At 60.6% G+C, this 23,024-nt stretch carries 21 protein-coding genes and 2 tRNA genes; 10 read left to right on the top strand and 13 right to left on the bottom strand.

The features are described 5' to 3' along the window. Positions 1 to 64: 64 nt before the first annotated feature. On the top strand, positions 65 to 922 hold the full coding sequence (locus tag B9A11_RS12840) for a ferredoxin--NADP reductase (RefSeq protein ID WP_058248439.1): 858 nt from the start codon (positions 65 to 67) through the stop codon (positions 920 to 922). A 138-nt stretch (positions 923 to 1,060) separates the two neighbouring features. Here B9A11_RS12840 and B9A11_RS12835 read toward each other — a convergent pair whose 3' ends face one another. Together B9A11_RS12835 and B9A11_RS21415 are read right to left on the bottom strand one after the other, a co-directional pair. Beyond that, positions 1,061 to 2,002: a hypothetical protein gene (locus tag B9A11_RS12835; RefSeq protein WP_058248438.1), complete on the bottom strand. Its 942-nt coding sequence runs from the start codon at positions 2,000 to 2,002 to the stop codon at positions 1,061 to 1,063. A 20-nt stretch (positions 2,003 to 2,022) separates the two neighbouring features. Beyond that, positions 2,023 to 2,193 carry a hypothetical protein gene (locus tag B9A11_RS21415; RefSeq protein ID WP_159452497.1) on the bottom strand — a complete coding sequence of 57 codons (171 nt, stop codon included), beginning with the start codon at positions 2,191 to 2,193 and terminating at the stop codon, positions 2,023 to 2,025. On the opposite strand from B9A11_RS21415, the gene infC reads away from it, so the two are divergent. After that, positions 2,192 to 2,743 carry a translation initiation factor IF-3 gene (gene infC, locus B9A11_RS12830; protein ID WP_327442509.1) on the top strand — a complete coding sequence of 184 codons (552 nt, stop codon included), beginning with the start codon at positions 2,192 to 2,194 and terminating at the stop codon, positions 2,741 to 2,743. The two genes, B9A11_RS21415 and infC, sit on opposite strands and share 2 nt — an antisense overlap. An 81-nt stretch (positions 2,744 to 2,824) precedes the next feature. Next, complete coding sequence (locus tag B9A11_RS12825) at positions 2,825 to 3,418, top strand: SAM-dependent methyltransferase (protein WP_058248436.1); 594 nt, start codon at positions 2,825 to 2,827, stop codon at positions 3,416 to 3,418. A 9-nt stretch (positions 3,419 to 3,427) separates the two neighbouring features. Here B9A11_RS12825 and B9A11_RS12820 read toward each other — a convergent pair whose 3' ends face one another. The 4 genes from B9A11_RS12820 to dksA all read right to left on the bottom strand — a co-directional run bounded on the left by B9A11_RS12820 (position 3,428) and on the right by dksA (position 7,152). Then, positions 3,428 to 4,420, bottom strand: coding sequence for a molybdopterin-binding protein (locus B9A11_RS12820; protein ID WP_058248435.1), 993 nt, complete (start codon positions 4,418 to 4,420; stop codon positions 3,428 to 3,430). Next, positions 4,417 to 5,385 carry an XdhC family protein gene (locus B9A11_RS12815; RefSeq protein ID WP_058248434.1) on the bottom strand — a complete coding sequence of 323 codons (969 nt, stop codon included), beginning with the start codon at positions 5,383 to 5,385 and terminating at the stop codon, positions 4,417 to 4,419. Before B9A11_RS12815 ends, B9A11_RS12820 begins: the two co-directional genes overlap by 4 nt. Positions 5,386 to 5,482: 97 nt before the next feature. Beyond that, positions 5,483 to 6,649 (bottom strand): FAD-dependent monooxygenase, encoded by a 1,167-nt coding sequence (locus B9A11_RS12810; RefSeq protein ID WP_058248433.1) that lies wholly within the window; start codon positions 6,647 to 6,649, stop codon positions 5,483 to 5,485. Between the two features lie 80 nt (positions 6,650 to 6,729). Further along, the gene (dksA, locus tag B9A11_RS12805; protein ID WP_058248510.1) at positions 6,730 to 7,152 is read right to left on the bottom strand and encodes an RNA polymerase-binding protein DksA; all 423 of its coding nucleotides are present in this window, start codon (positions 7,150 to 7,152) and stop codon (positions 6,730 to 6,732) included. Between the two features lie 390 nt (positions 7,153 to 7,542). Between dksA and B9A11_RS12800 the strand changes: the two genes are divergently transcribed. Further along, a complete protein-coding gene (locus B9A11_RS12800) occupies positions 7,543 to 8,382 on the top strand; it encodes an AAA family ATPase (protein WP_058248432.1) in 840 nt (279 codons plus the stop codon). Positions 8,383 to 8,484: 102 nt separating this feature from the next. Here B9A11_RS12800 and B9A11_RS12795 read toward each other — a convergent pair whose 3' ends face one another. Both B9A11_RS12795 and B9A11_RS12790 read right to left on the bottom strand, forming a co-directional pair. Beyond that, entirely contained in the window at positions 8,485 to 9,318 is an 834-nt protein-coding gene (locus tag B9A11_RS12795; protein WP_058248431.1) for an acyl-homoserine-lactone synthase, read from the bottom strand. Positions 9,319 to 9,425: 107 nt separating this feature from the next. Next, positions 9,426 to 10,127, bottom strand: coding sequence for an autoinducer binding domain-containing protein (locus B9A11_RS12790; RefSeq protein WP_058248430.1), 702 nt, complete (start codon positions 10,125 to 10,127; stop codon positions 9,426 to 9,428). 1,165 nt (positions 10,128 to 11,292) lie between these two features. Between B9A11_RS12790 and B9A11_RS12780 the strand changes: the two genes are divergently transcribed. The 5 genes from B9A11_RS12780 (at position 11,293) to B9A11_RS12760 (ending at position 16,885) form a co-directional block, all read left to right on the top strand. Then, a complete protein-coding gene (locus B9A11_RS12780; protein ID WP_058248428.1) occupies positions 11,293 to 11,748 on the top strand; it encodes a GNAT family N-acetyltransferase in 456 nt (151 codons plus the stop codon). Further along, positions 11,748 to 13,142: a DUF2927 domain-containing protein gene (locus B9A11_RS12775; protein ID WP_058248427.1), complete on the top strand. Its 1,395-nt coding sequence runs from the start codon at positions 11,748 to 11,750 to the stop codon at positions 13,140 to 13,142. The genes B9A11_RS12780 and B9A11_RS12775 overlap by 1 nt, the downstream gene beginning before the upstream one ends. Then, positions 13,139 to 13,303, top strand: coding sequence for a hypothetical protein (locus B9A11_RS12770; RefSeq protein WP_058248426.1), 165 nt, complete (start codon positions 13,139 to 13,141; stop codon positions 13,301 to 13,303). The genes B9A11_RS12775 and B9A11_RS12770 overlap by 4 nt, the downstream gene beginning before the upstream one ends. A gap of 219 nt (positions 13,304 to 13,522) precedes the next feature. Beyond that, positions 13,523 to 14,707 (top strand): vWA domain-containing protein, encoded by a 1,185-nt coding sequence (locus B9A11_RS12765; protein WP_058248425.1) that lies wholly within the window; start codon positions 13,523 to 13,525, stop codon positions 14,705 to 14,707. A 93-nt stretch (positions 14,708 to 14,800) separates the two neighbouring features. After that, positions 14,801 to 16,885: a methyl-accepting chemotaxis protein gene (locus B9A11_RS12760; RefSeq protein ID WP_083499890.1), complete on the top strand. Its 2,085-nt coding sequence runs from the start codon at positions 14,801 to 14,803 to the stop codon at positions 16,883 to 16,885. Positions 16,886 to 16,896: 11 nt separating this feature from the next. Here the strand turns inward: B9A11_RS12760 and B9A11_RS12755 are convergent, their stop codons facing one another. The 4 genes from B9A11_RS12755 to B9A11_RS12740 form a co-directional block, all read right to left on the bottom strand. After that, entirely contained in the window at positions 16,897 to 18,990 is a 2,094-nt protein-coding gene (locus B9A11_RS12755) for a calcium-binding protein (protein ID WP_058248423.1), read from the bottom strand. A 167-nt stretch (positions 18,991 to 19,157) separates the two neighbouring features. Continuing rightward, positions 19,158 to 19,233, bottom strand: a tRNA-Val gene (locus B9A11_RS12750). Positions 19,234 to 19,381: 148 nt separating this feature from the next. Beyond that, positions 19,382 to 19,456 (bottom strand) — tRNA-Val (locus tag B9A11_RS12745). A gap of 19 nt (positions 19,457 to 19,475) precedes the next feature. After that, the gene (locus B9A11_RS12740) at positions 19,476 to 19,925 is read right to left on the bottom strand and encodes an HU family DNA-binding protein (protein WP_234988827.1); all 450 of its coding nucleotides are present in this window, start codon (positions 19,923 to 19,925) and stop codon (positions 19,476 to 19,478) included. A gap of 168 nt (positions 19,926 to 20,093) precedes the next feature. Here B9A11_RS12740 and B9A11_RS12735 point away from each other — a divergent pair, with 168 nt between their 5' ends. Next, a complete protein-coding gene (locus tag B9A11_RS12735) occupies positions 20,094 to 20,282 on the top strand; it encodes a hypothetical protein (RefSeq protein WP_058248422.1) in 189 nt (62 codons plus the stop codon). A 76-nt stretch (positions 20,283 to 20,358) separates the two neighbouring features. Here B9A11_RS12735 and lon read toward each other — a convergent pair whose 3' ends face one another. Then, positions 20,359 to 22,770, bottom strand: a complete 2,412-nt coding sequence (gene lon, locus B9A11_RS12730; RefSeq protein WP_058248421.1) for an endopeptidase La — start codon at positions 22,768 to 22,770, stop codon at positions 20,359 to 20,361. Positions 22,771 to 23,024 lie beyond the last annotated feature (254 nt).

Here is a 23,024-nt window from a genome sequence, read left to right as displayed (position 1 = left end):
TTCACCTGATACAGATCAAAGCTATGGATAAGGTGCCGGTTTAAACAGATCGGCAAAACGCAATATGACAGAGATGACCCAAGTGACCGACGCCACCGCCGCCCCTGCTCCGAAAAAGATGGCCGTCCCGGACGCCCAGACCGTGACCGAAGTCAAACATTACACGGATCGCCTGTTCTCCTTCCGTTGCACGCGCCCCGCGACCATGCGCTTTCGGTCGGGCGAGTTCGTGATGATCGGCTTGATGGGCGACCCCGACCCCAAGACCGGCCGCCAAAAGCCGCTTTTGCGCGCCTATTCCATCGCCTCGCCGTCCTGGGACGAAGAGCTGGAGTTCTATTCGATCAAGGTGCAGGACGGCCCGCTGACCTCCAAGCTTCAGCACATCAAGGTCGGGGATGAAATCATCCTGCGCCCCAAGCCCGTCGGCACCCTCGTGCATGACGCACTGCTGCCCGGCAAGCACATCTGGTTCTTTGCCACCGGCACCGGCTTTGCGCCCTTTGCGTCCCTCCTGCGCGAGCCGCAGACTTACGAGGATTACGACGAGGTCATCATCACCCACACCTGCCGCGAGGCCGCCGAGCTGACCTATGGCCGTGAGCTGATCGAGAGCCTCAAGGACGATGAGCTGCTCAACGAAGTCATCGGCGAAGGCTTCTGGAAGAAAATCAAGTACTACCCCACCACGACCCGCGAAGAGAGCGCCAAGATGGGCCGCATCACCGATCTGATGCGCTCGGGCGAGGCCTTTGCCGATCTTGGCGTGGCCCAGATCAACCCGGAAACCGACCGCGCGATGATCTGCGGCAACCTCGCCTTTAACCTTGAGCTCAAGGAGATGCTCGAAGAGTACGGGCTGGAAGAAGGCGCGAACTCCGACCCCAAGCACTACGTGGTGGAAAAGGCGTTCCTCGACTGATCCTGTCGCAAGACACCAAAAATCCCGCCGAGCGCTGGCTCTGGCGGGATTTTTTATGCGCTCTCTATAAGTGTAGTCCCCACGAAAAAGCCCCGCGCGAGCGCTTCGCACGGGGCTGTTTTTGCAGAGCAACGGGGCTTAGAGGCCCAGCATCTCTTTGAGCTTGTCCAAAGCGGCTTGCGGCACCTCGGGGTTGTCCTTGATGGTTTCCAGCACCGTCTTGGCACCGGTTTTGGCCATCATGTTCAGCTCGGAATTGTCGATGTAGTCCGCAACCTTATCGTAGTCGAACCCTTCGGGGGTCAGCAGTTCGGTGATCGCAGGGGCTGCGGTCTCTGCATCCGCCCCGGTGACCGCGTCCAGCGCGTCCTGAGCGGCCTCGACACCGGCATCGACGGCCTCGACAGCCGCGTCACCTGCCGCCGCAGCGGCATCAGCAGCAGCATCCACGGTGGCATCAGCGGTTTCGGCAACGGCTGCGCCTGCGTCAGCGGCAGCATCGGCGGCGGCATCCACAGCCTCTTGGGCGGCATCTACGGCAGCATCGGCCGCTTCGGCACCCGCCTCAACGCCAGCATCCGCCGCAGCGGCGGCCGCATCGGCAGCGGCATCAACCGCCTCGGCGGCGGCGTCCACTGCGCCCTCGGCAGCTTCGACCGCATCATCGGCCAAATCCCCGGCGGCATCGGCAGCGGCATCCACAGCCGCAGCCGCCTCTGCGGCAGCAGCATCCAGCGCGGCTTGCGCGGCTTCGGCAGCGGCGGCAGCTTCGGCCTCGGCAGCGGCGGCCGCTTCTGCTGCGGCAGCGGCAGCGGCTTCCGCTTCTGCGGCAGCGGCCTCTTCGGCGGCCAGCGCAGCGGCAGCTTCAGCTTCGGCCTTGGCCGCTTCTTCGGCGGCGGCGGCTTCTTCTGCGGCCTTGGCGGCTGCGGCTTCGGCCTCTGCCTTGGCTGCTGCGGCGGCCTCTTCTGCGGCGACTTTGGCCGCTTCGGCAGCGGCGGCGGCCTCTTGCTGGCCGGTGTACCAAACATACCCGCCTACGGCGAGCGCCGCAGCGATAAGGATCGCGACGAGATTGCGCATCTTATCCCCCTGTTCATTGTTTACAGACACAACCCGATTGCTGCATCTTTCCCGCCAAGGATGTGCCGCGCCTGCTGCACCTGCACAAGGGGAAAACGCCGCAATGCAGCACCCCAGCGCGGTTTTGCCGCTTGAAACAAGGCGTTCAGAGGTTTACCTTGCGCCTTCGAGAGCAATTCCAAAAGGAGCATTCCAATAGCCCGCCGTCCGCACAACGCGCCTCCGCAGCGCGACACAGGCCCCCGCGTCAATGATCGCATCCGGGCAAACGAAATCCGGCTCATCGGAGCCGAAGGTGAGAACGTTGGGGTTGTGACCCCCGCGCGCGCCATGGAACTGGCAGAGCGCGCCGGTCTCGACCTTGTGGAAATTTCGCCCAACGCGACCCCGCCGGTCTGCAAGATCATGGATTTCGGCAAGTTCAAATATGAACAGCAAAAGCGTGAATCCGAAGCTCGCAAAAAGCAAAAGATCATCGAAGTCAAAGAGGTCAAGTTCCGCCCCGGTACGGACGTCCATGACTATCAGGTGAAAATGCGCAATGTTCTCAAATTCTTGGAGAACGGCGACAAGGTCAAGGTGACCCTGCGTTTCCGTGGTCGCGAGATGGCGCACCAGGATCTTGGCCGCGACCTGCTGCAACGCGTGTCCGAAGACGTCAAGGAAATCGGCAAGGTCGAAAACATGCCCAAGATGGAAGGCCGTCAGATGGTCATGATGATCGGGCCGCTGCCGAAATGATCGGCGCCTAACCCAGACGACAAGAACCCGCCGCAGCCCGGCGGGTTTTTTTGTCGTGATCTTAACGAATAGGAGACCGGCATGTGGGACAAACGATATGCGCAGGATGAGTACGTTTTTGGCACCGCGCCTGCGCAGTTTCTCAGCGCGCATCCAGGGCTGATTCCCTCTGGCGCGCGGGTGCTCTGCGTGGCCGAGGGTGAAGGGCGCAACGCCACTTGGCTCGCGCAGCAAGGGTGCCGCGTCACGGGTTTTGATGCCTCCAGTGTTGGACTCGAAAAGGCGCGCAAGCTGGCCACCGCGCGGGGCGTCGATCTTGATCTGCACCAATGCGGGATCGAAGACTGGGATTGGTCGCAGCCGTTCGACATGGTCGTCGGTGTGTTCATCCAGTTTGTCGGGCCGGACGCGCGGGCCGCCCTGTTCAAAGGAATGCGTCAAGCGCTCGCGCCGGGCGGGCGGCTGATGCTGCACGGCTACACGCCCGCGCAGGTCGCCCTGGGCACGGGTGGGCCGGGCCTGACCGAGAACATGTATACCGAAGACCTGCTGCGCGACAGCTTTGCCGACCTGCGGGTCTTGCGTCTGGCCAGCTATGAAAAAGAGCTGACCGAAGGGACCGGACACGCCGGACGCTCGGCCTTGATCGATTTCATCGCCGACGCGCCGGCCTGATCGGCTGCGTCAAGCTTCGCGCAGGCGGCCCCGGACGGGAATTTCCTTGAGCAAGCCGCCCACGCCCATCCCGGCAATGTCTCGCGGGGTCACCGGCACACCGCACAGCAGCCGTTCCAACACCCAGTCCGCACCATTGAGCGCCGGAGAGCGCGCGCACCCCGGCAGTCCAATGACAGGACATTCCTGTAAGCTACCGAAAAACAACAGGTTTCCGGGGTCGACTGGCATCCCGTAGTGGGTCACCTCGCCCCCCGCCATGCGCAGCGCTTCGGGCGCGACATCGTGCAGATCTGACGTGGCAGAGCCGGTGAGGATCAGCACCATATCGGCACTCGATGCGCGGATGGCCTCGGCCAGCGGTTCAATTTTGTGGGGCACGATCTGCGGCGCGCCAAGGGTCGCGCCCATGCGATTGAGCCGCTCTTGCGTAACGCGATGGCCTTTGTCGCCGGGCTCCGTGCCGTCCACGGTCGTTTGGATCAGATCGGCGGTTTGGCAGGTCACAGGGCGCAGGCGCAGGGCGCTTTGCCCGGCCAGACAGGCCGCTTCCAGCGCCGCTTGCGGCACCGCGTAAGAGATGATCTTGACCGTGGCGACCATGCTGCGGGTGTCGACGCGCTGCCATTCCGGGACGGTCGCGACAGTGATCATCGGGTGCAGCGCATTGAGCGCGTGAATGCGGTCTGGCAGGATCTCGACAACGCCGGGGGCCTGCGCGGTGATGTTCACCCGCCCCGTGGCGGCCCGGCCAAGCGTTAACCCTGCCCGGTCCGCATCAGGCACCAGCGCGCGGGCGAGTTTCTCTGCGGCGGCGTCCTCGAACAGATCGCCCGGTTCCAACTGCGCGGCGATGATTTCGCTCAGCCCCATCTCGGTCAGTTTAGCGAGGTCTTCGGCGGTCAGCACCGAGCCCTTCTTCAACTTTCCCTTGTGCAGCGCGATGGCGTGGGCCAGCACTGCACCTTCGGCCTGCGCAACCGGGAGGGGGCCGAACTTCATGCGCCTTTCCTTAGCACGCGGGTCATTTCGGACAGAATCGATACGGCGATTTCCGCCGGGCCGGACGCGCCAATATCCAGCCCGATGGGGCCGTGGATGCGGGCGATTTCCGCGTCGGAAAACCCGGCCTCCGTCAAGCGGGCCACCCGTTTCGCGTGGGTGCGCGTACTGCCCAACGCCCCGATATAAAAGCACTTTGACCGCAAGGCGCGATGCAGCGCTGGGTCGTCCAGCTTGGGGTCATGGGTCAGCAGAACCAGCGCCGTGCCCACGTCCAGCCCCAGCTGGTCGATCGCCTCGTCCGGCCAGTCGTCCACGATCCGCTCTCCGGGGAAGCGCGCGGCAGAGCCAAAGGTCTCGCGCGGGTCAATGATGACTGGATCATAGCCCGCAATGCGCGCCATGGGCAGCAGCGCTTGGGTGATGTGAACGCCGCCCACGACGATCAAGCGCAATGGGGGGTTGTGGATCGCGACAAAGGTCCGGCTGTCCTCTTCAAAGCCCGAACGGTCCATGCGAAAGCGCGGCTCGTGCCCGTCGGTGGCCAAATGCCGCGCCCCGCTGTCCAGATCGACCACATAGGCGACAGCCTCGCGGGCGGCGCGTTTGTTAACCAACTCTTCCAGCATGTCCTCGGGCAAAACCGCACCGACGGGTTCGACCAGCACGCGGATCGTGCCACCGCAGGCGAGGCCCACGGCAAAGGCGTCGCCGTCCGAGACGCCGAATTCCAACTCGCGCGCCTCGCCCGCCTCCAGCGCTTCGAGCGCCTCGACGATCACCGCGCCTTCGACGCACCCGCCAGAAACCGAGCCTTCGATTTCGGCGTCGCCAGAGATCGCAAGCTGACTGCCCACGCGGCGCGGCGCGCTGCCCCAGGTCTGGATCACGGTCGCAAGGACAGCGCCCTTGCCCGCCTTGTGCCACGCCAGTGCCTTTTCGGGAATCCCGTCGAATTTATCCATGGACTCACCTCCCTTTGAGGGAAATTTAACACCTGATGCGGCAGAGTCTCCCCCTGCGAAGGTGCTGTTTTGCGGTGCTGTGCCGTCGCTGCGGCGATCAGGCTGTGGGCGCCGTCACGTCGTGGGCATAGAGCCAGTCGAACTGATGCAACATCTTGTCGGGGGCGATACGGCCGATCATCCCCAGACCAAGATGCGCAACCCCGCGGATCAGCGGATTGCGCAGGTGATATTTCCACGCGTTGCCGTTGGCGGCGTCGATGGCACGGGACACACGCGGGCGGCGCAGCGCCTGATAGCCGGGCAGCCCACTCGGCCCATCCAGCTGTGCGGCCAGCACCCAGGCGTCTTCAAGCGCCATATTGGCCCCCTGCGCGAGGAAGGGCAGCGTGGGATGCGCGGCATCGCCCAAAAGGGCGACATTCTCGCCGTGCCAAATTTCGGCCACGGGATGGCGGAACAGACCCCACAGACCGGGATGCGCGACGCCCGCGAGTAAATCCGGCACCATCCCGCCAAAGCTGGCAAAGGCGCGGCGCAGATTTGCGGGGTCGTCTTGATGGCTCCACCCTTCATCGGCCCAGGCGGCGCGCTCTTCGACGGCGACGATGTTAACCATTTCCCCGCCGCGCAGCGGATAGGTCACCATGTGACGCCCCGGCCCCATGTGCACGCGCGCTTCGGACGGGTGGTTCACGCGGTTCGGCACCACGGCGCGCCACGCCACTTGGCCCGTGAAGAACGGCTGTGCCGCGCCATTGAGCAACGGGCGCAGGACGGAATGCAGACCGTCGGCGCAAATGATCTGATCGGAATGCACGGTGTCGCCGTTGCACAGATGCACGACGGGAACCGGCCCTGGCTCCACCGAACAGACCTTTTGCAACAACCGGATCGAAACGCCCGCCGCACGCGCGGCCCCGGCCAAAAGGTCAATCAAGTCAGCGCGATGCACGAACCGATAGCTCTGCGCGCTCGGCAGCTTTGTCAGGTCGAGCCGCAGCACCTCCCGCCCTGCACGGTAGTCGCGCAAGGACACCGCCTGCCCGGCTACGGACACATCGCGGAACGCCTCGCCCAGGCCCAAGGCTTCGATCACGCGCAACCCGTTGGGCGAGACCTGAATGCCGGCGCCGACCTCACGGATCGCTTCGGCCTGCTCCAAAACGCGCACCTCGGCGCCGCGCGCGCGCAACGCCAACGCGCAGGCCAAGCCGCCAATGCCGCCGCCGACGATGGTGATATTTCGACCGTTCAAAGACATGCCGCCCCTATGGACAAAAGAAAACGCCGAGGCAACCGCCCCGGCGTCCGATCTTGGTCTTAACCAACCCTAAGCAAGGGTTAATCGTCGCGGTGGACCTTTTCACGGCGCTCGTGGCGTTCCTGCGCCTCAAGGGTCATGGTCGCGATGGGACGCGCATCCAGACGCTTGAGCGAAATCGGCTCGCCAGTCTTTTCGCAGTAGCCGTATTCACCCTCGTCGATGCGGCGCAGCGCGGCGTCGATCTTGTTCACCAGCTTGCGCTGACGATCGCGGGTGCGCAGCTCCAACGCGCGGTCGGTTTCTTCGCTGGCGCGGTCGGTCACGTCGGGAATGTTCCGGGTGCCCTCTTGCAGCGTTTCAATGGTGTCGCGGCTGTCCGCAAGCAACTCGGCCTTCCAGTCCAGAAGCTTGCGCCGGAAATACTCCAGCTGCCGGTCATTCATAAAAGGTTCATCTTCGGCCGGGCGATAGTCGTCGGGCAAAAAGCTTTCTTGTTTCATTTCCGCTCCCTCTTCCTTGCCAATATCCGCCATGTCAAAATTCCTTAGATATCAGGCACCCCTAGGCGCTGCACTTAACCGAAGGTAGAGGGCTTGTCACGAGGCAAACCACCAGTTTTAGCGGTAACGCGGCACAATCTGCGGTCACTGATCGCGCGCGCGGCACAACCTGTCCCGAGCGCCCCGCAAACAAGCTGGACGTGAACAATACCGCGACCGAAAACCCCTTATAGGTGTATAACTTAACCTCGAAGAGGCGCTCTTTCTAAAGCGCAGTCGCGACGACTTGATCAAATTTATACCACGATTCGCCGTTGTCCAGCCCTTGCGGTGCGCTTGCATTGCGCCGCGCGGCTCTTTACCCCTTTGCCAACGACGAAGGAGACGAAAATGCGCTTTGACGGGACTGACGATTACGTCGCAACCGACGATTTGACCATGGCCGTGAACGCCGCCGTGGCGCTGGAGCGTCCGCTGCTGGTCAAGGGCGAGCCGGGCACGGGCAAGACCGAACTGGCGCGGCAGGTGGCCAAGGGCCTTGGGCTGCCGATGATCGAATGGAACATCAAATCCACCACCAAAGCGCAGCAGGGGCTGTACGAATACGACGCGGTCAGCCGCCTGCGCGACAGCCAACTGGGCGATGAGCGGGTCAACGACGTGGCCAATTACATCCGCAAGGGCAAGCTGTGGCAGGCCTTTGACGCCGGCGAAAAGGTCGTCCTGCTGATCGACGAGATCGACAAAGCGGACATCGAGTTCCCCAACGACCTACTGCAAGAGCTTGATAAGATGGAGTTTCACGTCTACGAGACCGGCGAGACGCTCCGGGCGCGCACCCGCCCCATCGTGATCATCACCTCGAACAATGAAAAAGAGCTGCCCGACGCGTTCCTGCGCCGCTGCTTTTTCCACTACATCAAGTTTCCCGATCCGGACACGCTGCGCAAGATCGTCGAGGTGCATCACCCCGGCATCAAGGAGTCTCTGCTGACCACCGCTTTGACCCAGTTCTTTGAGCTGCGCGAACAGCCGGGGCTGAAGAAAAAACCGTCGACGTCCGAGGTGCTGGATTGGCTCAAGCTGCTGCTGGCCGAGGATCTGACCGCCGACGATCTCAAGCGCGACGCCAAGACCGCCCTGCCCCGTCTGCACGGCGCTTTGCTGAAAAACGAACAGGATGTGCATCTGTTCGAGCGGCTGGCCTTTATGGCGCGGCGCGAGCGTTAATCGTTTCGCAACAGGTCTTAAAACGGCAAACGGCGGCGCATCCCCTCGCGCCGCCGACCACCGGTTCAACCTTTGCTGTGTCCCTTTGCGCGGGAACCTTGGTTAATGCCCCGCGTGGATCATACCCGCCTGGGCAAGGGCGCTGGCCAGACGCTGCGCCGCCTCCAGTTCTTCGGCGGTGTGGGCATCCAGCACCTGATCCATGCAGTATTCCGCCAATTGCGACTGCGTCACCACCGGCTCTTTCACCAGTTGCGGAACCTCGATGGGCGCCGGCGCCGGGGCGTCCGCTGGATCGGCCAAAGCCTGCGCCGTCGCCTCATCCACGAACATGTCGCCTTCGATCCCGGCGAACGCCTTGATCTTTTCGATACGCTCGTCCGTGCAATCCAGCAGCGCCGCCATGGCCGGAACCTTGCCCATGGGCACCGTCTCACCGACGTAGTCATAGGGCGCGCAATCGGAGCGTTTCAGCACGCGGTTCATCACCGGATCAATGACCGTCACGATGTCCGTGATCCCGCTATCCTTGCAATATTGCAGCGAGGCCGCCATCAGCTCACACGTCGCATAGCCCACCGAGTTGCGCGATTTGCCGCGATCCAACGCCTCGGTATCAACGCAAAAACGTGTAGATTCCCAGATGGTTGGGCTGCGCAGCGGCGGCTCACCGGCCAAGATCGAAGAGAACACATCCGACAGCATATGCGGCCCCGTCGTCTGCAAGGCGCGCACGCAGGACACCACGCGCCCTGCATCGTTGACGCCAATCACATAGGCCGGGTCAAGATGATCGAACTGGTCGATCTCCTTACCGTCGCGCACGTCCACTTCCCAGCCAAGGCGCCCGCCAAAGACGCGCGCCCGCAGCGCAAACATTTCATCCAAAAGCCGCGTGTAGCGGTCGCGGTTTACCCCATCGACAACAATAATCATGCCAAACCTCCGTTTTCCCAGTCGTTGGAGGAATGATCATGATTTATTAACAAAGATGCTATTGGGGAAATCCCGTATGGGGAAAACCCGTAGTCGTTGACGCGCTGTTAAAGAGGGTAAACCAACCCCAGCCCAATGGCGCGCCCCACCGCCTGCGACGTGGTCAACGCACCCAGCTTGGACCGCCCAGAGCGCAGGTGCACCTCGACCGTGCGGTTCGAAATGTTCAAGATGTCGGCCACGTCCTGCTGCGTCTTGCCCGCCGCGATCCATTGCAGGATCTCGACTTCGCGAGACGAAAGCGAGGGGTGCGACAAGACCCGCGTCAGCTCGTGCGAATGCACAACATGGTCATGAAGATGAACGGCCGCATTCTGCAATTCACCAAGAATCTTAGACTTCAGTTTAGACCACTCGTCATCCGAACAGTTGCGCGTGACGCTGAACAGCCCCACATCACCGAACGGTCCGCGGACCGGAATGGTCAGCCCCTGCTCGGCGATCCCGAAATCATGCGCCTCACGGAACACGGTTTTGAACGCCTCGTCGCCGCGCATCCTCTGCCAATCCACCGGCGCAATGCTGCGCGCAGCGGTGGTCAAAACCGGGTCGCGGGTCTGAAAACCTTGCTCGACGTAGCGCGTCTGCCACGCGTCAGGGTAGTTAACAACGCCATGTACGCTTTGCGCGATCGGGTTCATCCCGGCGTAGGCTGCATAGTCCAATTCATGCGTTTCACAGACCGAGTCCAAAAACGACCTTAGGTTGTTCTCTGGATAGGCCAGCTTGCTCAGATCAACGACGGACACGGGCGCCTCTTTCAGGGTATCAGCTCGACATTCTGTCAGAGCGGTTGATGACAAGTTTGTGTATGAACGACCCGCGTGGCAACCACAAAGAGGCATTTACTAAGCATTTACCGATCATTCCCAATAAATTTTAGGGGATCAGAGATCGACAGCCTCACGGACTACGGCTGTTGTGCTTTGAAAGCGCAGGGGTTTTGCCGCGAACTGTCCGCCGCGTGATGAGATGTGCAACCGTGATGTAACCCGTTAACACTTTCGCTCGTTAGCGCAAATACCGCCGGTTCACCCTAAACCTTCGAAGCAAATTTGTGACGATCCAGCCAAATCTGCTGCAAAGGTGTGGCTGATTTGGTCTGCGCCCTTCCCGTCCTCCGCGCCAGACCGAGACCTCCAACCAAGATGCAAAACACAACTCAAAACAGAGTTGAGGGCGTGGCTTGGCGGGCGGGCCGCTGCCCCAAAGGGGCGGCCGGGGCGCCTGAAAAGCAGCCCTCCCCCCTTCCCAATTCCGCCAAGCCGATGCTCTGAACTCGTTAACGATTGCGGCGATCCACTGCTCCTGGTCCTCACCTACGACATTCTTCGCGTGTTCTCCGTGCTGACCTTGGCTTTTTGCTTGGCCCCACCGGCAAGGCCAGAGCTGACCATCGCCACCATATCGGCCCTCAAATTGCTGGCATTTCCCGCGCAAACGCTGATCGTGCTGGGTGCGGCAGCCCCGTCCGGCGCCATGGCTTTACGCTGGAGCTGCTGCGCGGCGTGCGCACCGATCAAATCGCGCCGATGATCGTCCGGCCCTCAACCTTGTCGCTGTTTTCACTGGTTTGGCTGGCATAAACGTCATCTGGCACCTCGCCCCGAAAACCGCCAAACCTGCCCTAGCGTCAGGCAACAATCTGCCCCAATGCCGCCACTGTTAACCGACGTTAAGATACAATTAATACTGCCAATTTGACTAAATTGTTGCAGCATTGCACGACCTAACCCATTGAATTCAAACAATCCATCCGCACGCATCCCGTGTGTGGGAAAAAATTCAAATGCGTAGATTAACGCTCTGTCCAGAAACCTCACTTATGCCCTATAGTGTCCAAACAGAGGACAGAAAAACACCGGATGCTGCAGGGCATCTGAGTTAAACAATCGAGCAGGCAGGCTTTAAAACGTGTCCCAAGCGACGGCCCTTATCGTGCGCGCCTTGCGTGCCGAAGACGAACCCGTGTGGCGTGAGCTCTGGAAAGGCTACCTGGCCTTTTACGAGAGTACGGCAACCGACGCGGTCTACGCTTCGACATTTGCGCGCCTTCTTGGCGATGATCCGCGCGATTTCAACGCGTTGGTCGCCGAGATCGATGGCCGTGTCGTGGGGCTCACGCACTACCTCTTTCACCGCCACGCGTGGAAAATCGAAGAGGTCTGCTATCTCCAAGACCTTTACGCCTTGCCCGACGTGCGCGGCAAAGGCGTGGGGCGCGCATTGATCGAAGGCGTCTATGCCGCCGCCGACCAACATGGCGCACCAACTGTCTACTGGATGACTCAGGAGTTCAACGAAACCGCCCGCCAACTCTATGACCGGATCGGCGTCGTTACCCCCTTCATCAAGTATCAGAGGCCATAATGCGCAGAACTCGCCAGTTACTTTTGCCGCTGTACCTGTTCCTCGGCGCCTGTATGCCGGTTGCCCCCAGCGACACCGCCGCAACGCGCGCCGCCTCTGACGCGATCGAAGCGCCCTCTGGGATGCCCCCGATGAAAAGCTTTTCGGTGCCGCGCCCGGCGCAGCCCGTGGCCTCGAATTCCGACATGGCACGCGACTTCCTCGATCTGGCGTTTACGCTGGAATCCGGGCGCAGCCTGTCGACCTTTACCCGCTTTGATGGCCCGATTTCGGTCCGCGTGACGGGCGCGCCGCCCGCGTCCCTGGGCCCGGATCTGAACCGCCTGCTGCACCGCTTGCGCACCGAGGCCGGCATTCCCATCAAGCTGACCAACACGGCATCCGCGAATATCACCGTTCAGGCGGTCACCCGGTCGGAAATCCGTTCGGCTCTGCCCACGGCGGCCTGTTTCGTGGTGCCAAATGTCACCTCGCTCAAGGAATACAAGGCCAACCGCCGCACCCGCAAAGTGTCGTGGTCGCAACTGAAAAAGCGCGACAAACTGGCGATTTTCCTGCCGAACGATGCCTCGCCCCAAGAGGTGCGCGACTGCCTGCACGAAGAGTTGGCCCAGGCCATCGGCCCGCTGAACGATCTGTACCGCCTGCCCGACAGCGTCTTTAACGACGATAACGTGCACACCGTGCTGACCGGCTACGACATGACGATCCTGCGCGCCTACTACGACCCGGCGCTGCGCACCGGCATGACCCGCAATCAGGTCGCTGATCGCCTGCCGGAAATTTTCGCCCGCATCAATCCGCGTGGAGCGTCCGCCTCGCCCAAACGCCTGTCCAAGACCCCGCGCATCTGGATCGACGCCGTGCAAACCGCGCTTGGACCGGGCGCGAACCCGGCGCAGCGCCGCGCCTCTGCGACCGAAGCGCTCAAGGTTGCCACGGCCATGGGCTGGAACGATCACCGCCGGGCGTTTTCGCACTACGCCATGGGCCGCCTGCTGCAAGCCACCGATCCCCAGGGCGCCCAGGACCATTTTGTCCTTGCACAACGGTACTTTGGCCAATCCCCTGACACCGCGTTGCACCGCGCCTATGTCGCCTCTCAGCTGGCCGCCTACGCCATCTCTGCCGGCCGCGCCAACGATGCGCTGTACCTGCTGACCCCGCATCTGGACACCGCAGCGCGCCATGAGAACGCCGCCCTGCTCGCCACGCTCATGATGCTGAGCGCCGAGGCGCTGGAATTGGCAGGCCGCGTCACCGAAGGCCGCAAAGTCCGACTGGACAGCCTTGGCTGGGCGCGGTACGGGTTCGGCTCGGAATGGGCCGTGCGTGCGAAACTGCGCGAAATCGGCTCTCTCAACCCCGCAAGACGGAGAAGCGGAGCCCTATGATCGTCATCTTTGCAGCCCTCCTTGGCGCCATCATTGGCGGCACCACTGCCCGCCGCCGCAAAGGCAATAAGCTGGACATTCTGCAATATGCCACGATCTATATGATCGCTTTCGCTCTGCTGGGTATGATCGCGACCGTCATCTTGGAAAAGAACCTCTGAGGCTGGCCGAAACCAGCCCCAGCGATCCGCCCCCTCAATGATCTTGCGCCTCCATTTTTGATCCTCCCTTCCCTGTCTACGACGGGTTCAGGATCGAAAATCCCGGTAAACAAAAAGTAAATTTGGCCGCTCCCCTATACGAAATGGGTAGCGGCTTAGCCTTTCGGACCCGCGCCTGTTGGTGTTGCGCCCTTTGCGCCCGCCCCCTACAACAGGCGCATGTTTGTTCCATTCTTCGAAACCCTGCGCAGCAATGGCGTGCCGGTCTCTTTGCGCGAATACCTGTCCTTTCTCGAAGGGCTGACCGTGGGTCTGGCCACCTATGATGTGGATGCCTTTTACTACTTGGCGCGCGCCGCCATGGTAAAGGATGAGCGCCATCTTGATCGCTTTGACCGCGCGTTTTCCCAGTCTTTCCAAGGGCTAGAGGCAATCACGCCCGAGCAGGTCCTTGACGCCGTCGATCTGCCCGAAGAGTGGCTGCGCAAGATGACGGAAAAGCATCTGAGCGACGAAGAAAAGGCCCAGATCAAGGCGCTCGGAGGCTTTGAAAAGCTGATGGAGACGCTGAAAAAACGTCTCGAAGAGCAAAAGGGCCGCCATCAAGGGGGCAACAAATGGGTCGGCACAGGCGGCACCTCGCCGTTTGGCGCCTACGGCTACAACCCCGAGGGCGTGCGCATCGGCCAAAAAGAGTCGCGCCATAAGCGCGCCGTCAAGGTTTGGGACAAGCGCGAGTTCAAGAACCTCGATGACAACATCGAGCTCGGCACGCGCAACATCAAGGTCGCGCTCAAACGCCTGCGCCGCTGGGCCCGCGACGGCGCGCACGAAGAACTCGATCTGGATGGCACGATCCGCGCCACCGCCGAGCATGGGTATCTTGACGTGCAAACCCGCCCCGAACGGCGCAACGCTGTGAAAGTGTTGTTGTTTTTCGATATTGGCGGCTCGATGGATCCTTATATCAAGATTGTCGAAGAGCTGTTTTCCGCAGCCCGCGCCGAATTCAAACATCTTGAGCATTACTATTTTCATAACTGCCTTTACGAAGGCGTCTGGCGCGACAATCGGCGGCGCTGGGATGCACAGACCCCGACGTGGGAGGTCCTCAACACCTACGGGCCTGATTACAAATGTATTTTTGTCGGGGACGCCTCTATGTCGCCCTATGAAATCGCCTATGCCGGTGGGGCAAATGAGCATTGGAATCAAGAGGCCGGACAGGTCTGGCTGTCGCGGGCCCGCGCGCAGTGGGGCGATCATCTGTGGATCAATCCGGTGCCCGAAAGTCATTGGAAATACACGCAAAGTATCCAGATGATCCGCGAGATTTTTGACGACCGCATGGTCCCCATGACGCTTGAAGGGATTGATCGCGGGATGCGTCTTTTGGGGCGGTAAGTCTAAAGTTTTTTGTATTTTTCGGGCCTGCTTTAACGCGGTCAAAACGCTGGACGCTGCATTGATATGGCGGCGAACCCAGCGGAGTAGATCATGTCCCTGAGATTCAGGATATTTCTCGCAATTCTTATCAGTGCAGTGATTTCTGCCCTGTTGGCGGCTGTGCCCTTGTACCTTGGATCGCAGAAACTGGCCCAAGAGGGGGGCGATCGTGAATTTCGCCAGATCCAGGGTCGGCTCGAAGCGTCGATGGCCGACCGCGTACAAACCGCCCTGTCCATGGCGACGGTCGTTGCGGCCATGCCGCGGGTGCAGCGCGCCGTCGACAAACAGGATACCAAGGGCTTGCACCGCTTGTTCGTCAAGAATTTCGGCGAGGTCTCAGCTTCGACCGGGGTTGCGCAGTTCCAGTTTCATTCGCCTGATGCGATTTCGATCCTGCGGGTCCACAAACCCGATCTGTATGGCGATGATCTGTCCGGCTTTCGCCGCTTGGTGGTCGCAGCCAACCAACAGCAGCGGGCCTTGGCCGGGCTGGAACGTGGGCGCGCGGGCCTTGGCATTCGCGGCATCGCGCCGGTGCGTCAAGGCAACGATCATGTGGGCACGGTGGAATTTGGGCTGCGGTTCGACAGCGCCTTTCTAGAGGACATCTTTGCCGAGGGGAAAAGCAGCGTCGAAATGTACCTGCTACCGGACGATTCGATCGCTGATTTCTCTAGCGATGACAGCGGCTTGCAACGCGTAACAGCCTATTATGATGGCCCGCCCCTACTAAGCGCGTCCGACATCGAAAAGGCATTACAGGGCGATCCCCTGAGGAAAAACTTCCCCCTGAATGACGCACCCGCCGCCGGACAAGCCTATGTCGTCAATGACTTTTCCGGAAAACCGGTGGCCATCGCGCATATCATCATCGACCAGACCAGCCTGAACGCCATCACCGACGCCGTCCTCTGGCAAAGCTTGATCGGCATCGCGGTGGCGCTCGGGATCACGACTTTGCTGGCGTTCATCTTTGGCAGGCAGCTGACGCAAAAGCTGACCCTTGTGATGGATCGCATGAGCGACTTGTCGCAAGGCAAGACAGACATCGCGCTTGACGATTTGGCCCGCGAAAAGGGCGAAATCGGGCATATGGCGAACCGCCTCGTCGTGTTTCGCGATGGGCTGGTGGAGGCGGAAACCTTGCGCACCCAGCAGACCGAGGTTCAGGCACAACAAAGCCGCGTCGTCAAAGCGCTGGAAACGGCGCTGCGCCGGGTCGCCAAGGGCAACCTCGACGCCGCCATCACCGAAGATTTTGGTGCCGATTACCAACAGCTTATGGCCGATTACAACCATGCGATCGCGCAGCTGCGGGACGTGATCACAGCGATTGCCCAATCCGCCCAGGCGGTCAGCGAAAGCGCGGACCATATCAGCAATTCGACGGACGATCTGTCCAACCGGGCCGAGCACACCGCCGCAACGCTGGAAGAAACCGCCGCCGCGCTGCAACATGTGACATCGGCCGTCTCCGACAGCACCGCCGGAGCGCGCGCCGCCAACGACAGCGGGCAAAGCGCCATCAATAAGGCCCGCGCCGGGGCGGACATCGTATCGGGCACCGTTTCCGCCATGACCGAGATCGACAACTCCGCCAAGGAAATCTCTCGGATCAGCGACATAATTGATGACATCGCCTTTCAAACCAACCTCTTGGCCGTCAACGCCGGGGTCGAAGCGGCGCGTGCGGGGAACGCTGGCAGTGGCTTTGCTGTTGTCGCCGCCGAGGTACGATCGCTGGCCCAACGCACCACCGAAGCCGCGCGCCAGATCAAAACCTTGATCTCCACGTCCGGCGAACGCGTCCAGCATGGCGTGCAATTCGTGAATGAAACCGGCGCGGCCTTGGATGACATCCTTCATGCCGTCGAAGAGGTCACATCGCAAATCCGCCGGATCGCCGAGCTGTCAGAGGAGCAGTCCCAAGGCTTGAACGATGTGAACCTCGCGGTTTCTGAGCTGGACAAGATGACCCAAAAGAACGCCGAGATGTTCCAAAAATCCGCCGCCGACAGCCGTATCCTGTTGACCGAAGGTAAAAACCTCAAGGCTTTGGTTGGTCAATTCGAAGTCAGCGCGCAGTCTGGCTTCGCCACATCACCGCAGGTCGAGACAGAGCAAGCCGCTTGACCAAGATGCGCTCAGAACAGCAGCACTGCCTCTAGACCGCTGCTCTGCGTCACGCCAGACAGCAAAATCGTGTCACCTTCGGTCAAAGTCAGCAGCAGCCCAGCCTCTGTCGTCTGCGCCGCCGCAGCCAGATCAACGACCGACTGCCCGCCTAGATCGGCCCCAGTCAGCGAAATTTTATCGTAGCGCAAATCCAGATCCGCGATGGTGTCCTGTCCCGAACCGGCCTCAAAGACAAAAAAGTCCGCGCCGATCCCGCCGACCAGCCAGTCATCTCCTGCCCCCCCTATCAGCGTATCGTCATTGCCGCCGCCGTTCAGCTTGTCCCGTCCTGCGCCCCCGTCAAGCACATCATCGTGACGATTGCCGACCAAACGGTCGTCTCCCGCGCCGCCCAACAGGGTATCCGCGTAACTACCCCCTTTAAGGAAATCGTCCCCTTCGCCGCCAACCATCAAATCAGCGCCGCCGCCGCCCTTGAGCGTATCGCTGCCCAGCCCACCCAGCAGAGTGTCGCCATGACGCTGGCCCACGATCGAGTCGTCACCAGCACCGCCATCGATCGAATCCCACTGACGCCCGCCCCGCAATGTATCGTTGCCAGCATCGCCAAATATGGTGTCGTCGCCACCATCGCCCCAGGCTTGGTCATCCCCATCACCGCCAGAAATATGATCCGCACCCCGGTCTGCATCCAGCGTATCGTCGCCGTCCCCCGCGGTCAGCGTGTCGTCCCCATCGCCGGCATAGAGCGCATCGGCAGACACGCCGCCCATCAGCGAATCGTTCCCCGCCTCGGCGTAGATGATACCGCCAACATCCGGGGCCAGCACGACTTCGTCGCTGTCGTCGCCGAACCAAACGTCCCTGGGCCCACCGTGGTTAATCATCGACAGATCATAGATGCTCGGCAACGGAACGCCGGTCTCATACGGGGCATCAAACAGCGCGACCCATTCCCCGGAGGCCGCGTAAGCGTAGAGCATGGTTCCGCTCGCGCCATCGTCCGCCTTAAGGAACAGTGTCCCATTCAAAAAGAAAAGGCCGTCGGCTTCGATCCCGATCCCGTCCGGTAGATCGAATGGGCGCAACAATCCGTTGTTCACGACGTAAACTGCGGAAGCGTCATAAGAATTCCGGGTCCACGTCGCCTCTTGGGTGTCGAAATTCACCACAAAGCTGGGCGTGTCTAGGGTCCCGTCAGCGCCGAAACCTGTCGACGTGTGGATTACGCCCGCGGCGTCCATGCGGAACCAAACCGTCTCTGCGTCATCCTGAAAGTAGACGTCTTCCCCGACCCGAAGGAAAACGGCGCGCACCAACCCGTTGGCGCTTCCCGGATTTGCGTCCAGCGCAAGGGACAAACCATCCGCGTCCAACCGAAACAACTCTCGACCCACGTCTTGCGTCACGGCGGTAAAATAATGCGCCCCGTTTTGCGTGAACTCATAAGACGGGCTAGACGACCAAAACCCCGGATCCAGATCCTCCACAATCGTCCAGACGCCATCGACCAGTTCCCACAGTTCTTTGCCGTAGGTCGAGGTCCCTATGTTTGCAAAAAGGCGGTCCTGCAGAACAAAGACGTTCGAAACAGACGCACTGCTGATCGCCCCCTCGAACTGATCGTAAATCCGATACTGGGCTTGCGCTCTGTCGATGCCAATCAGCTGCCCGTTATAATTGCCATCCACCTCGGCGATAATCAGCGCCTCGCTTTGATACTTTCCGGCAAAGCGCGCCGAAGTGATCGTGCTTATACCGCCGAAGAATTCCGAGAACGGTTCAAATGTGCCGTCTGAAAACAAGACCGTCGGCATCCCCGACAAGGAAATAAGGTAATCCGACGTCTCCAGGCTATGGACGGTTTTATCCAAGTCAAAAAAGGAAGACTCCGCGCCCGGTTCAATGTCCTGAAACAACGAGACGGTGAAATCGTCATTCAATTCATAGACTTCGTAGCCGACATCCTGTGGACCTGCGACCTTGCCCGACACGAGAATCCGCTGAAACTCGCTATAAAGCGCGGAAGAGGCCGTGAAACTCTGGCCATCGGGACCGGAAATAATGCGGAACTGGCTGCTTTGATGATCAAAGAGGTACATTCCGCTGGGCCCCTGATTCAAATGCGCCCGAAAAACCGTACGCCCAAGACCCTCGATCCACATAAAACGCCCCTCCAAACCAATTCAGCCAAAGGGTACATCCGCACACTCAGACTGACAATAACGCAGTCCAGTTCCGGAAAATGGTAGAGCAAAACAAGGTGGAATGGTGGGTGATGAGAGGCTCGAACTCCCGACATCTTCGGTGTAAACGAAGCGCTCTACCAACTGAGCTAATCACCCGCCGTGCGGTGGATTTAGCGAAAGCCAGCCCCGCGCGCAAGACCGTTTATCCGGAAAAATCCCAAGTTTTTGCGGCCACCCAACCCGCCAAAACACTCGCCCCAGTACGACGAAAGCGCACCCGTCTTAGGTGCGCTTTCTGGAATTCTGGTGGGTGATAAGGGATTTGAACCCCTGACATCTTCGATGTGAACGAAGCGCTCTACCACTGAGCTAATCACCCGGTAGAGCGGCTTCTAACCTCACTCTGCGGCGTGCGCAAGAGGGTCCGTGTCAGAAATTTCATCCGTCTGCGGCTGACGCACGCGGGCGTTGATAATCTGGCCGTTGTCACCCTTTTTCATACGCGTGACCTTGAGTTTACCCAGCGGCTGGAGGTTCAATTCGCGCCCTTCTGCAAGTGCCTCGCCCAGAATCGCCAGAACAGCTTCGATCGCCGGTTTCGCGTCGCGCTTTTTCACGCCGCTGCGCTCGACCGCCATTTCGATCAGCTCGCGCTTTTTCAGCTCGGGCTGTTCGGTCAACTCGACGATGTCCGCGGTCGGCATCGTGGTTTCCGCCGGGGTCGGCTCGCCGGTCAGCTCTGCCAGGACCTCTTCGGCCTTGGGCGTCTTGGTCGATGCTGCCGCGCTGGACGTTTTACGAGTCGACGTCGTCCGACGCCGCGTGGTCGTCTTGGTTTCAGTAGCCATGTGCCTGTCTCTGCTCTTTGTGTGATGCCACGTCGTTGCGCGCGGCTTGGCGTTATCGCCTAAGATTAACTTTAACCGATTTTTCCACCGATTTCCAGCACTTGCTTGACTCGGCGGAAAATCGCGCAAGGATAAAATCTGTTTTCTGAGCACCAGGGGGGATTTCAGATGAAAAAGATTGCTGCCGCGATCGCCATGTCCACAATTGCCGCCAGCGCCACCGCCGGCGGGCTTGAAGAGCCGCAGATGGAGGCGCCGATCATCGTCGAAGCCGCGGCCTCCAGCAGCGCGCCGAGCGCCGAAGTCGTGATGATGTTGGCCTTTCTGACCGTTTTCGGAGCGGCTGCCTCGCACTGAACACCGGTCTCTCAGACACACAAAAACGCCGCGCCCATTTCAGAGCGCGGCGTTTTCTTTGTTCTATAGCAAAGGCTTAGTGCGCGGTTGCCCCCACATCGACGCCGCCCTGTTTGGCCGCCGCAGCAGCTGCCGCCGCTTCTTCGGCCTCTTCGTCCCATTCGATGGGCTCGGGCTTGCCGATCAAAGCCATCTCAAGAACTTCGGACACGTGTTTGACCGGAATGATTTCCAGCCCCTCTTTCACGTTGTCCGGCAGCTCGGCCAGATCTTTTTCGTTCTCTTCGGGGATAAAGACCGTCTTGATCCCGCCCCGCAGAGCCGCCAGCAGCTTTTCCTTGAGGCCGCCAATGGCCGAGGCGTTGCCGCGCAGGGTAACCTCGCCGGTCATGGCAATATCCTTGCGCACCGGCAGCCCCGTCAGCACCGACACAATCGCTGTCACCATCGCCAAACCAGCCGAGGGGCCATCCTTGGGCGTCGCGCCATCGGGCACGTGCACGTGGATGTCCATCCGGTCAAAGCGCGGCGGCTTTACCCCGATCTGCGGCGCAATCGAGCGCACATAAGAGGACGCCGCGTCGATCGATTCCTTCATCACATCGCCGAGTTTCCCGGTCGTCTTCATACGGCCCTTGCCCGGCAGGCGCAGCGCCTCGATGTGCAGCAGATCACCGCCCACCGACGTATACGCCAGCCCGGTGACCACACCGACTTGGTTGTCCTCTTCGGCCAGACCGTAACGGTATTTCTTAACGCCAAGGAAATCGTCAAGGTTTTCCGGCGTCACAGTCACCTGCTCGGCCTCTTTCTTAACGATCTTGGTCACCGCTTTACGCGCCAGCTTGGCCACTTCGCGTTCAAGGTTCCGCACCCCCGCCTCGCGGGTGTAATAGCGGATCACATCGGTCAGTGCCTCGTCGGTCACCGCGAACTCTTTCTTTTTGAGCCCGTGGTTCTTGACCTGCTTGTCCACGAGGTGACGCTTGGCGATTTCCAGCTTTTCGTCCTCGGTGTAGCCGGACAGCGGGATGATCTCCATCCGGTCCAGCAGCGGCCCAGGCATGTTATAGCTGTTCGACGTGGTCACGAACATGACGTTCGACAGGTCGTATTCCACCTCAAGATAGTGGTCCACGAAAGTCGAATTCTGTTCGGGATCAAGCACTTCGAGCATGGCAGAGGCCGGGTCGCCACGGAAGTCCTGCCCCATCTTGTCGATCTCGTCGAGCAGGATGAGCGGGTTCGTGGTCTTGGCCTTTTTCAACGCCTGAATGATCTTGCCGGGCATCGAGCCAATGTAGGTCCGGCGGTGACCGCGGATCTCGGATTCATCGCGCACGCCGCCAAGGCTGATGCGGATGAACTCGCGCCCCGTGGCCTTGGCCATCGACTTGCCCAGCGAGGTTTTACCAACGCCCGGAGGGCCAACGAGGCACAGGATCGGCCCCTTCAGCTTTTGCGAACGCGCCTGCACCGCAAGGTACTCGACGATGCGCTCTTTAACCTTGTCCAAGGAATAGTGATCAGCGTCGAGAATGTCCTGCGCGCGGTTAAGGTCTTTCTTAACGCGGCTCTTGGTCCCCCACGGGATCGACAGCATCCAGTCCAGATAGTTGCGCACCACGGTCGCTTCGGCGGACATGGGCGACATGTTCTTGAGCTTTTTCAGCTCGCCCTCGGCCTTTTCCTTGGCCTCTTTGGACAGCTTGGTGTTGGCGACTTTCTCTTCGAGTTCCGCCAGTTCGCCTTCGCCATCCTCGCCGTCGCCAAGCTCCTTCTGAATGGCCTTCATCTGCTCATTCAGGTAGTACTCGCGCTGTGTCTTCTCCATCTGGGATTTGACGCGGGTCTTGATCTTTTTCTCGACTTGCAGAACCGACATCTCGCCCTGCATCAGACCATAAACCTTTTCGAGACGCTCAGAAATGCTAAGCGTTTCAAGCAGTTCCTGCTTTTGCGGCACTTCGATGCCGAGATGGCCCGCGACGAGGTCAGCCAGTTGCGCAGGCTCGGTCGCCTCGCCAACGGCGGCCAGCGCCTCTTCGGGGATGTTTTTCTTCACCTTGGCGTAACGCTCGAACTCTTCGGCGACGGTGTGCACCAAGGCTTCGATCGCGGCTGCATCGCCGGGCATTTCGGTCAGGTAATCGGCCTTGGCCTCGAAAAACCGATCGTTTTCAAGGTATTCGGTGATGCGCACCCGGCTTTGCCCCTCGACCAGCACTTTGACAGTGCCATCGGGCAATTTCAAAAGTTGCAGCACGTTGGCCAGCACACCAGCCTTGTAAATGCCATCGGTTTCGGGATCGTCCACGGACGGATCGATCTGGCTGGCAAGCAGGATCTGCTTGTCGTCGTTCATCACCTCTTCCAGCGCGCGCACAGATTTTTCGCGGCCCACGAAAAGGGGCACGATCATGTGCGGGAACACGACGATGTCGCGCAGCGGAAGCACCGGATAAGAGGGGTTGAGGGGCTGTTTCATGCTCGCGTTTCCTTGGTCTTGGCAAGACGGTCGCGCCCCGCTCAGCGGCAGCGGTTCACCGTCTCCGGTCATGCTTAGGGAGATGGGGGCATTTTAACGGTTTTCAACCCAAAGGCCCCTGCCCTTTGGCGCAGAATGGCGGTCTTGGCAGGGCGGCGCAAGGGCACATTTCGGGCGCTTTGGCCTACCCACGCCTGTCAGATGGGCGGTTGCCAGAAAAACCGTTGGTTTCAAGGGGGCTAGCCAGCGCCGGA

The organism is Tropicibacter naphthalenivorans, assembly GCF_900176475.1.
GTDB lineage: Bacteria > Pseudomonadota > Alphaproteobacteria > Rhodobacterales > Rhodobacteraceae > Tropicibacter > Tropicibacter naphthalenivorans.
This window is presented reverse-complemented; position numbering and strand designations above follow the sequence as displayed.

Bases quoted from the DNA above. Each gene is read 5' to 3' on its own strand.
- B9A11_RS12840 (WP_058248439.1), top strand. From the start codon at position 65: ATGACAGAGATGACCCAAGTGACCGACGCCACCGCCGCCCCTGCTCCG.
- B9A11_RS12835 (WP_058248438.1), bottom strand. From the start codon at position 2,002: ATGCGCAATCTCGTCGCGATCCTTATCGCTGCGGCGCTCGCCGTAGGC.
- B9A11_RS21415 (WP_159452497.1), bottom strand. From the start codon at position 2,193: ATGCTCCTTTTGGAATTGCTCTCGAAGGCGCAAGGTAAACCTCTGAAC.
- B9A11_RS12825 (WP_058248436.1), top strand. From the start codon at position 2,825: ATGTGGGACAAACGATATGCGCAGGATGAGTACGTTTTTGGCACCGCG.
- B9A11_RS12820 (WP_058248435.1), bottom strand. From the start codon at position 4,420: ATGAAGTTCGGCCCCCTCCCGGTTGCGCAGGCCGAAGGTGCAGTGCTG.
- B9A11_RS12815 (WP_058248434.1), bottom strand. From the start codon at position 5,385: ATGGATAAATTCGACGGGATTCCCGAAAAGGCACTGGCGTGGCACAAG.
- B9A11_RS12810 (WP_058248433.1), bottom strand. From the start codon at position 6,649: ATGTCTTTGAACGGTCGAAATATCACCATCGTCGGCGGCGGCATTGGC.
- dksA (WP_058248510.1), bottom strand. From the start codon at position 7,152: ATGAAACAAGAAAGCTTTTTGCCCGACGACTATCGCCCGGCCGAAGAT.
- B9A11_RS12800 (WP_058248432.1), top strand. From the start codon at position 7,543: ATGCGCTTTGACGGGACTGACGATTACGTCGCAACCGACGATTTGACC.
- B9A11_RS12795 (WP_058248431.1), bottom strand. From the start codon at position 9,318: ATGATTATTGTTGTCGATGGGGTAAACCGCGACCGCTACACGCGGCTT.
- B9A11_RS12775 (WP_058248427.1), top strand. From the start codon at position 11,748: ATGCGCAGAACTCGCCAGTTACTTTTGCCGCTGTACCTGTTCCTCGGC.
- B9A11_RS12770 (WP_058248426.1), top strand. From the start codon at position 13,139: ATGATCGTCATCTTTGCAGCCCTCCTTGGCGCCATCATTGGCGGCACC.
- B9A11_RS12765 (WP_058248425.1), top strand. From the start codon at position 13,523: ATGTTTGTTCCATTCTTCGAAACCCTGCGCAGCAATGGCGTGCCGGTC.
- B9A11_RS12760 (WP_083499890.1), top strand. From the start codon at position 14,801: ATGTCCCTGAGATTCAGGATATTTCTCGCAATTCTTATCAGTGCAGTG.
- B9A11_RS12755 (WP_058248423.1), bottom strand. From the start codon at position 18,990: ATGTACCTCTTTGATCATCAAAGCAGCCAGTTCCGCATTATTTCCGGT.
- B9A11_RS12740 (WP_234988827.1), bottom strand. From the start codon at position 19,925: ATGGCTACTGAAACCAAGACGACCACGCGGCGTCGGACGACGTCGACT.
- B9A11_RS12735 (WP_058248422.1), top strand. From the start codon at position 20,094: ATGAAAAAGATTGCTGCCGCGATCGCCATGTCCACAATTGCCGCCAGC.
- lon (WP_058248421.1), bottom strand. From the start codon at position 22,770: ATGAAACAGCCCCTCAACCCCTCTTATCCGGTGCTTCCGCTGCGCGAC.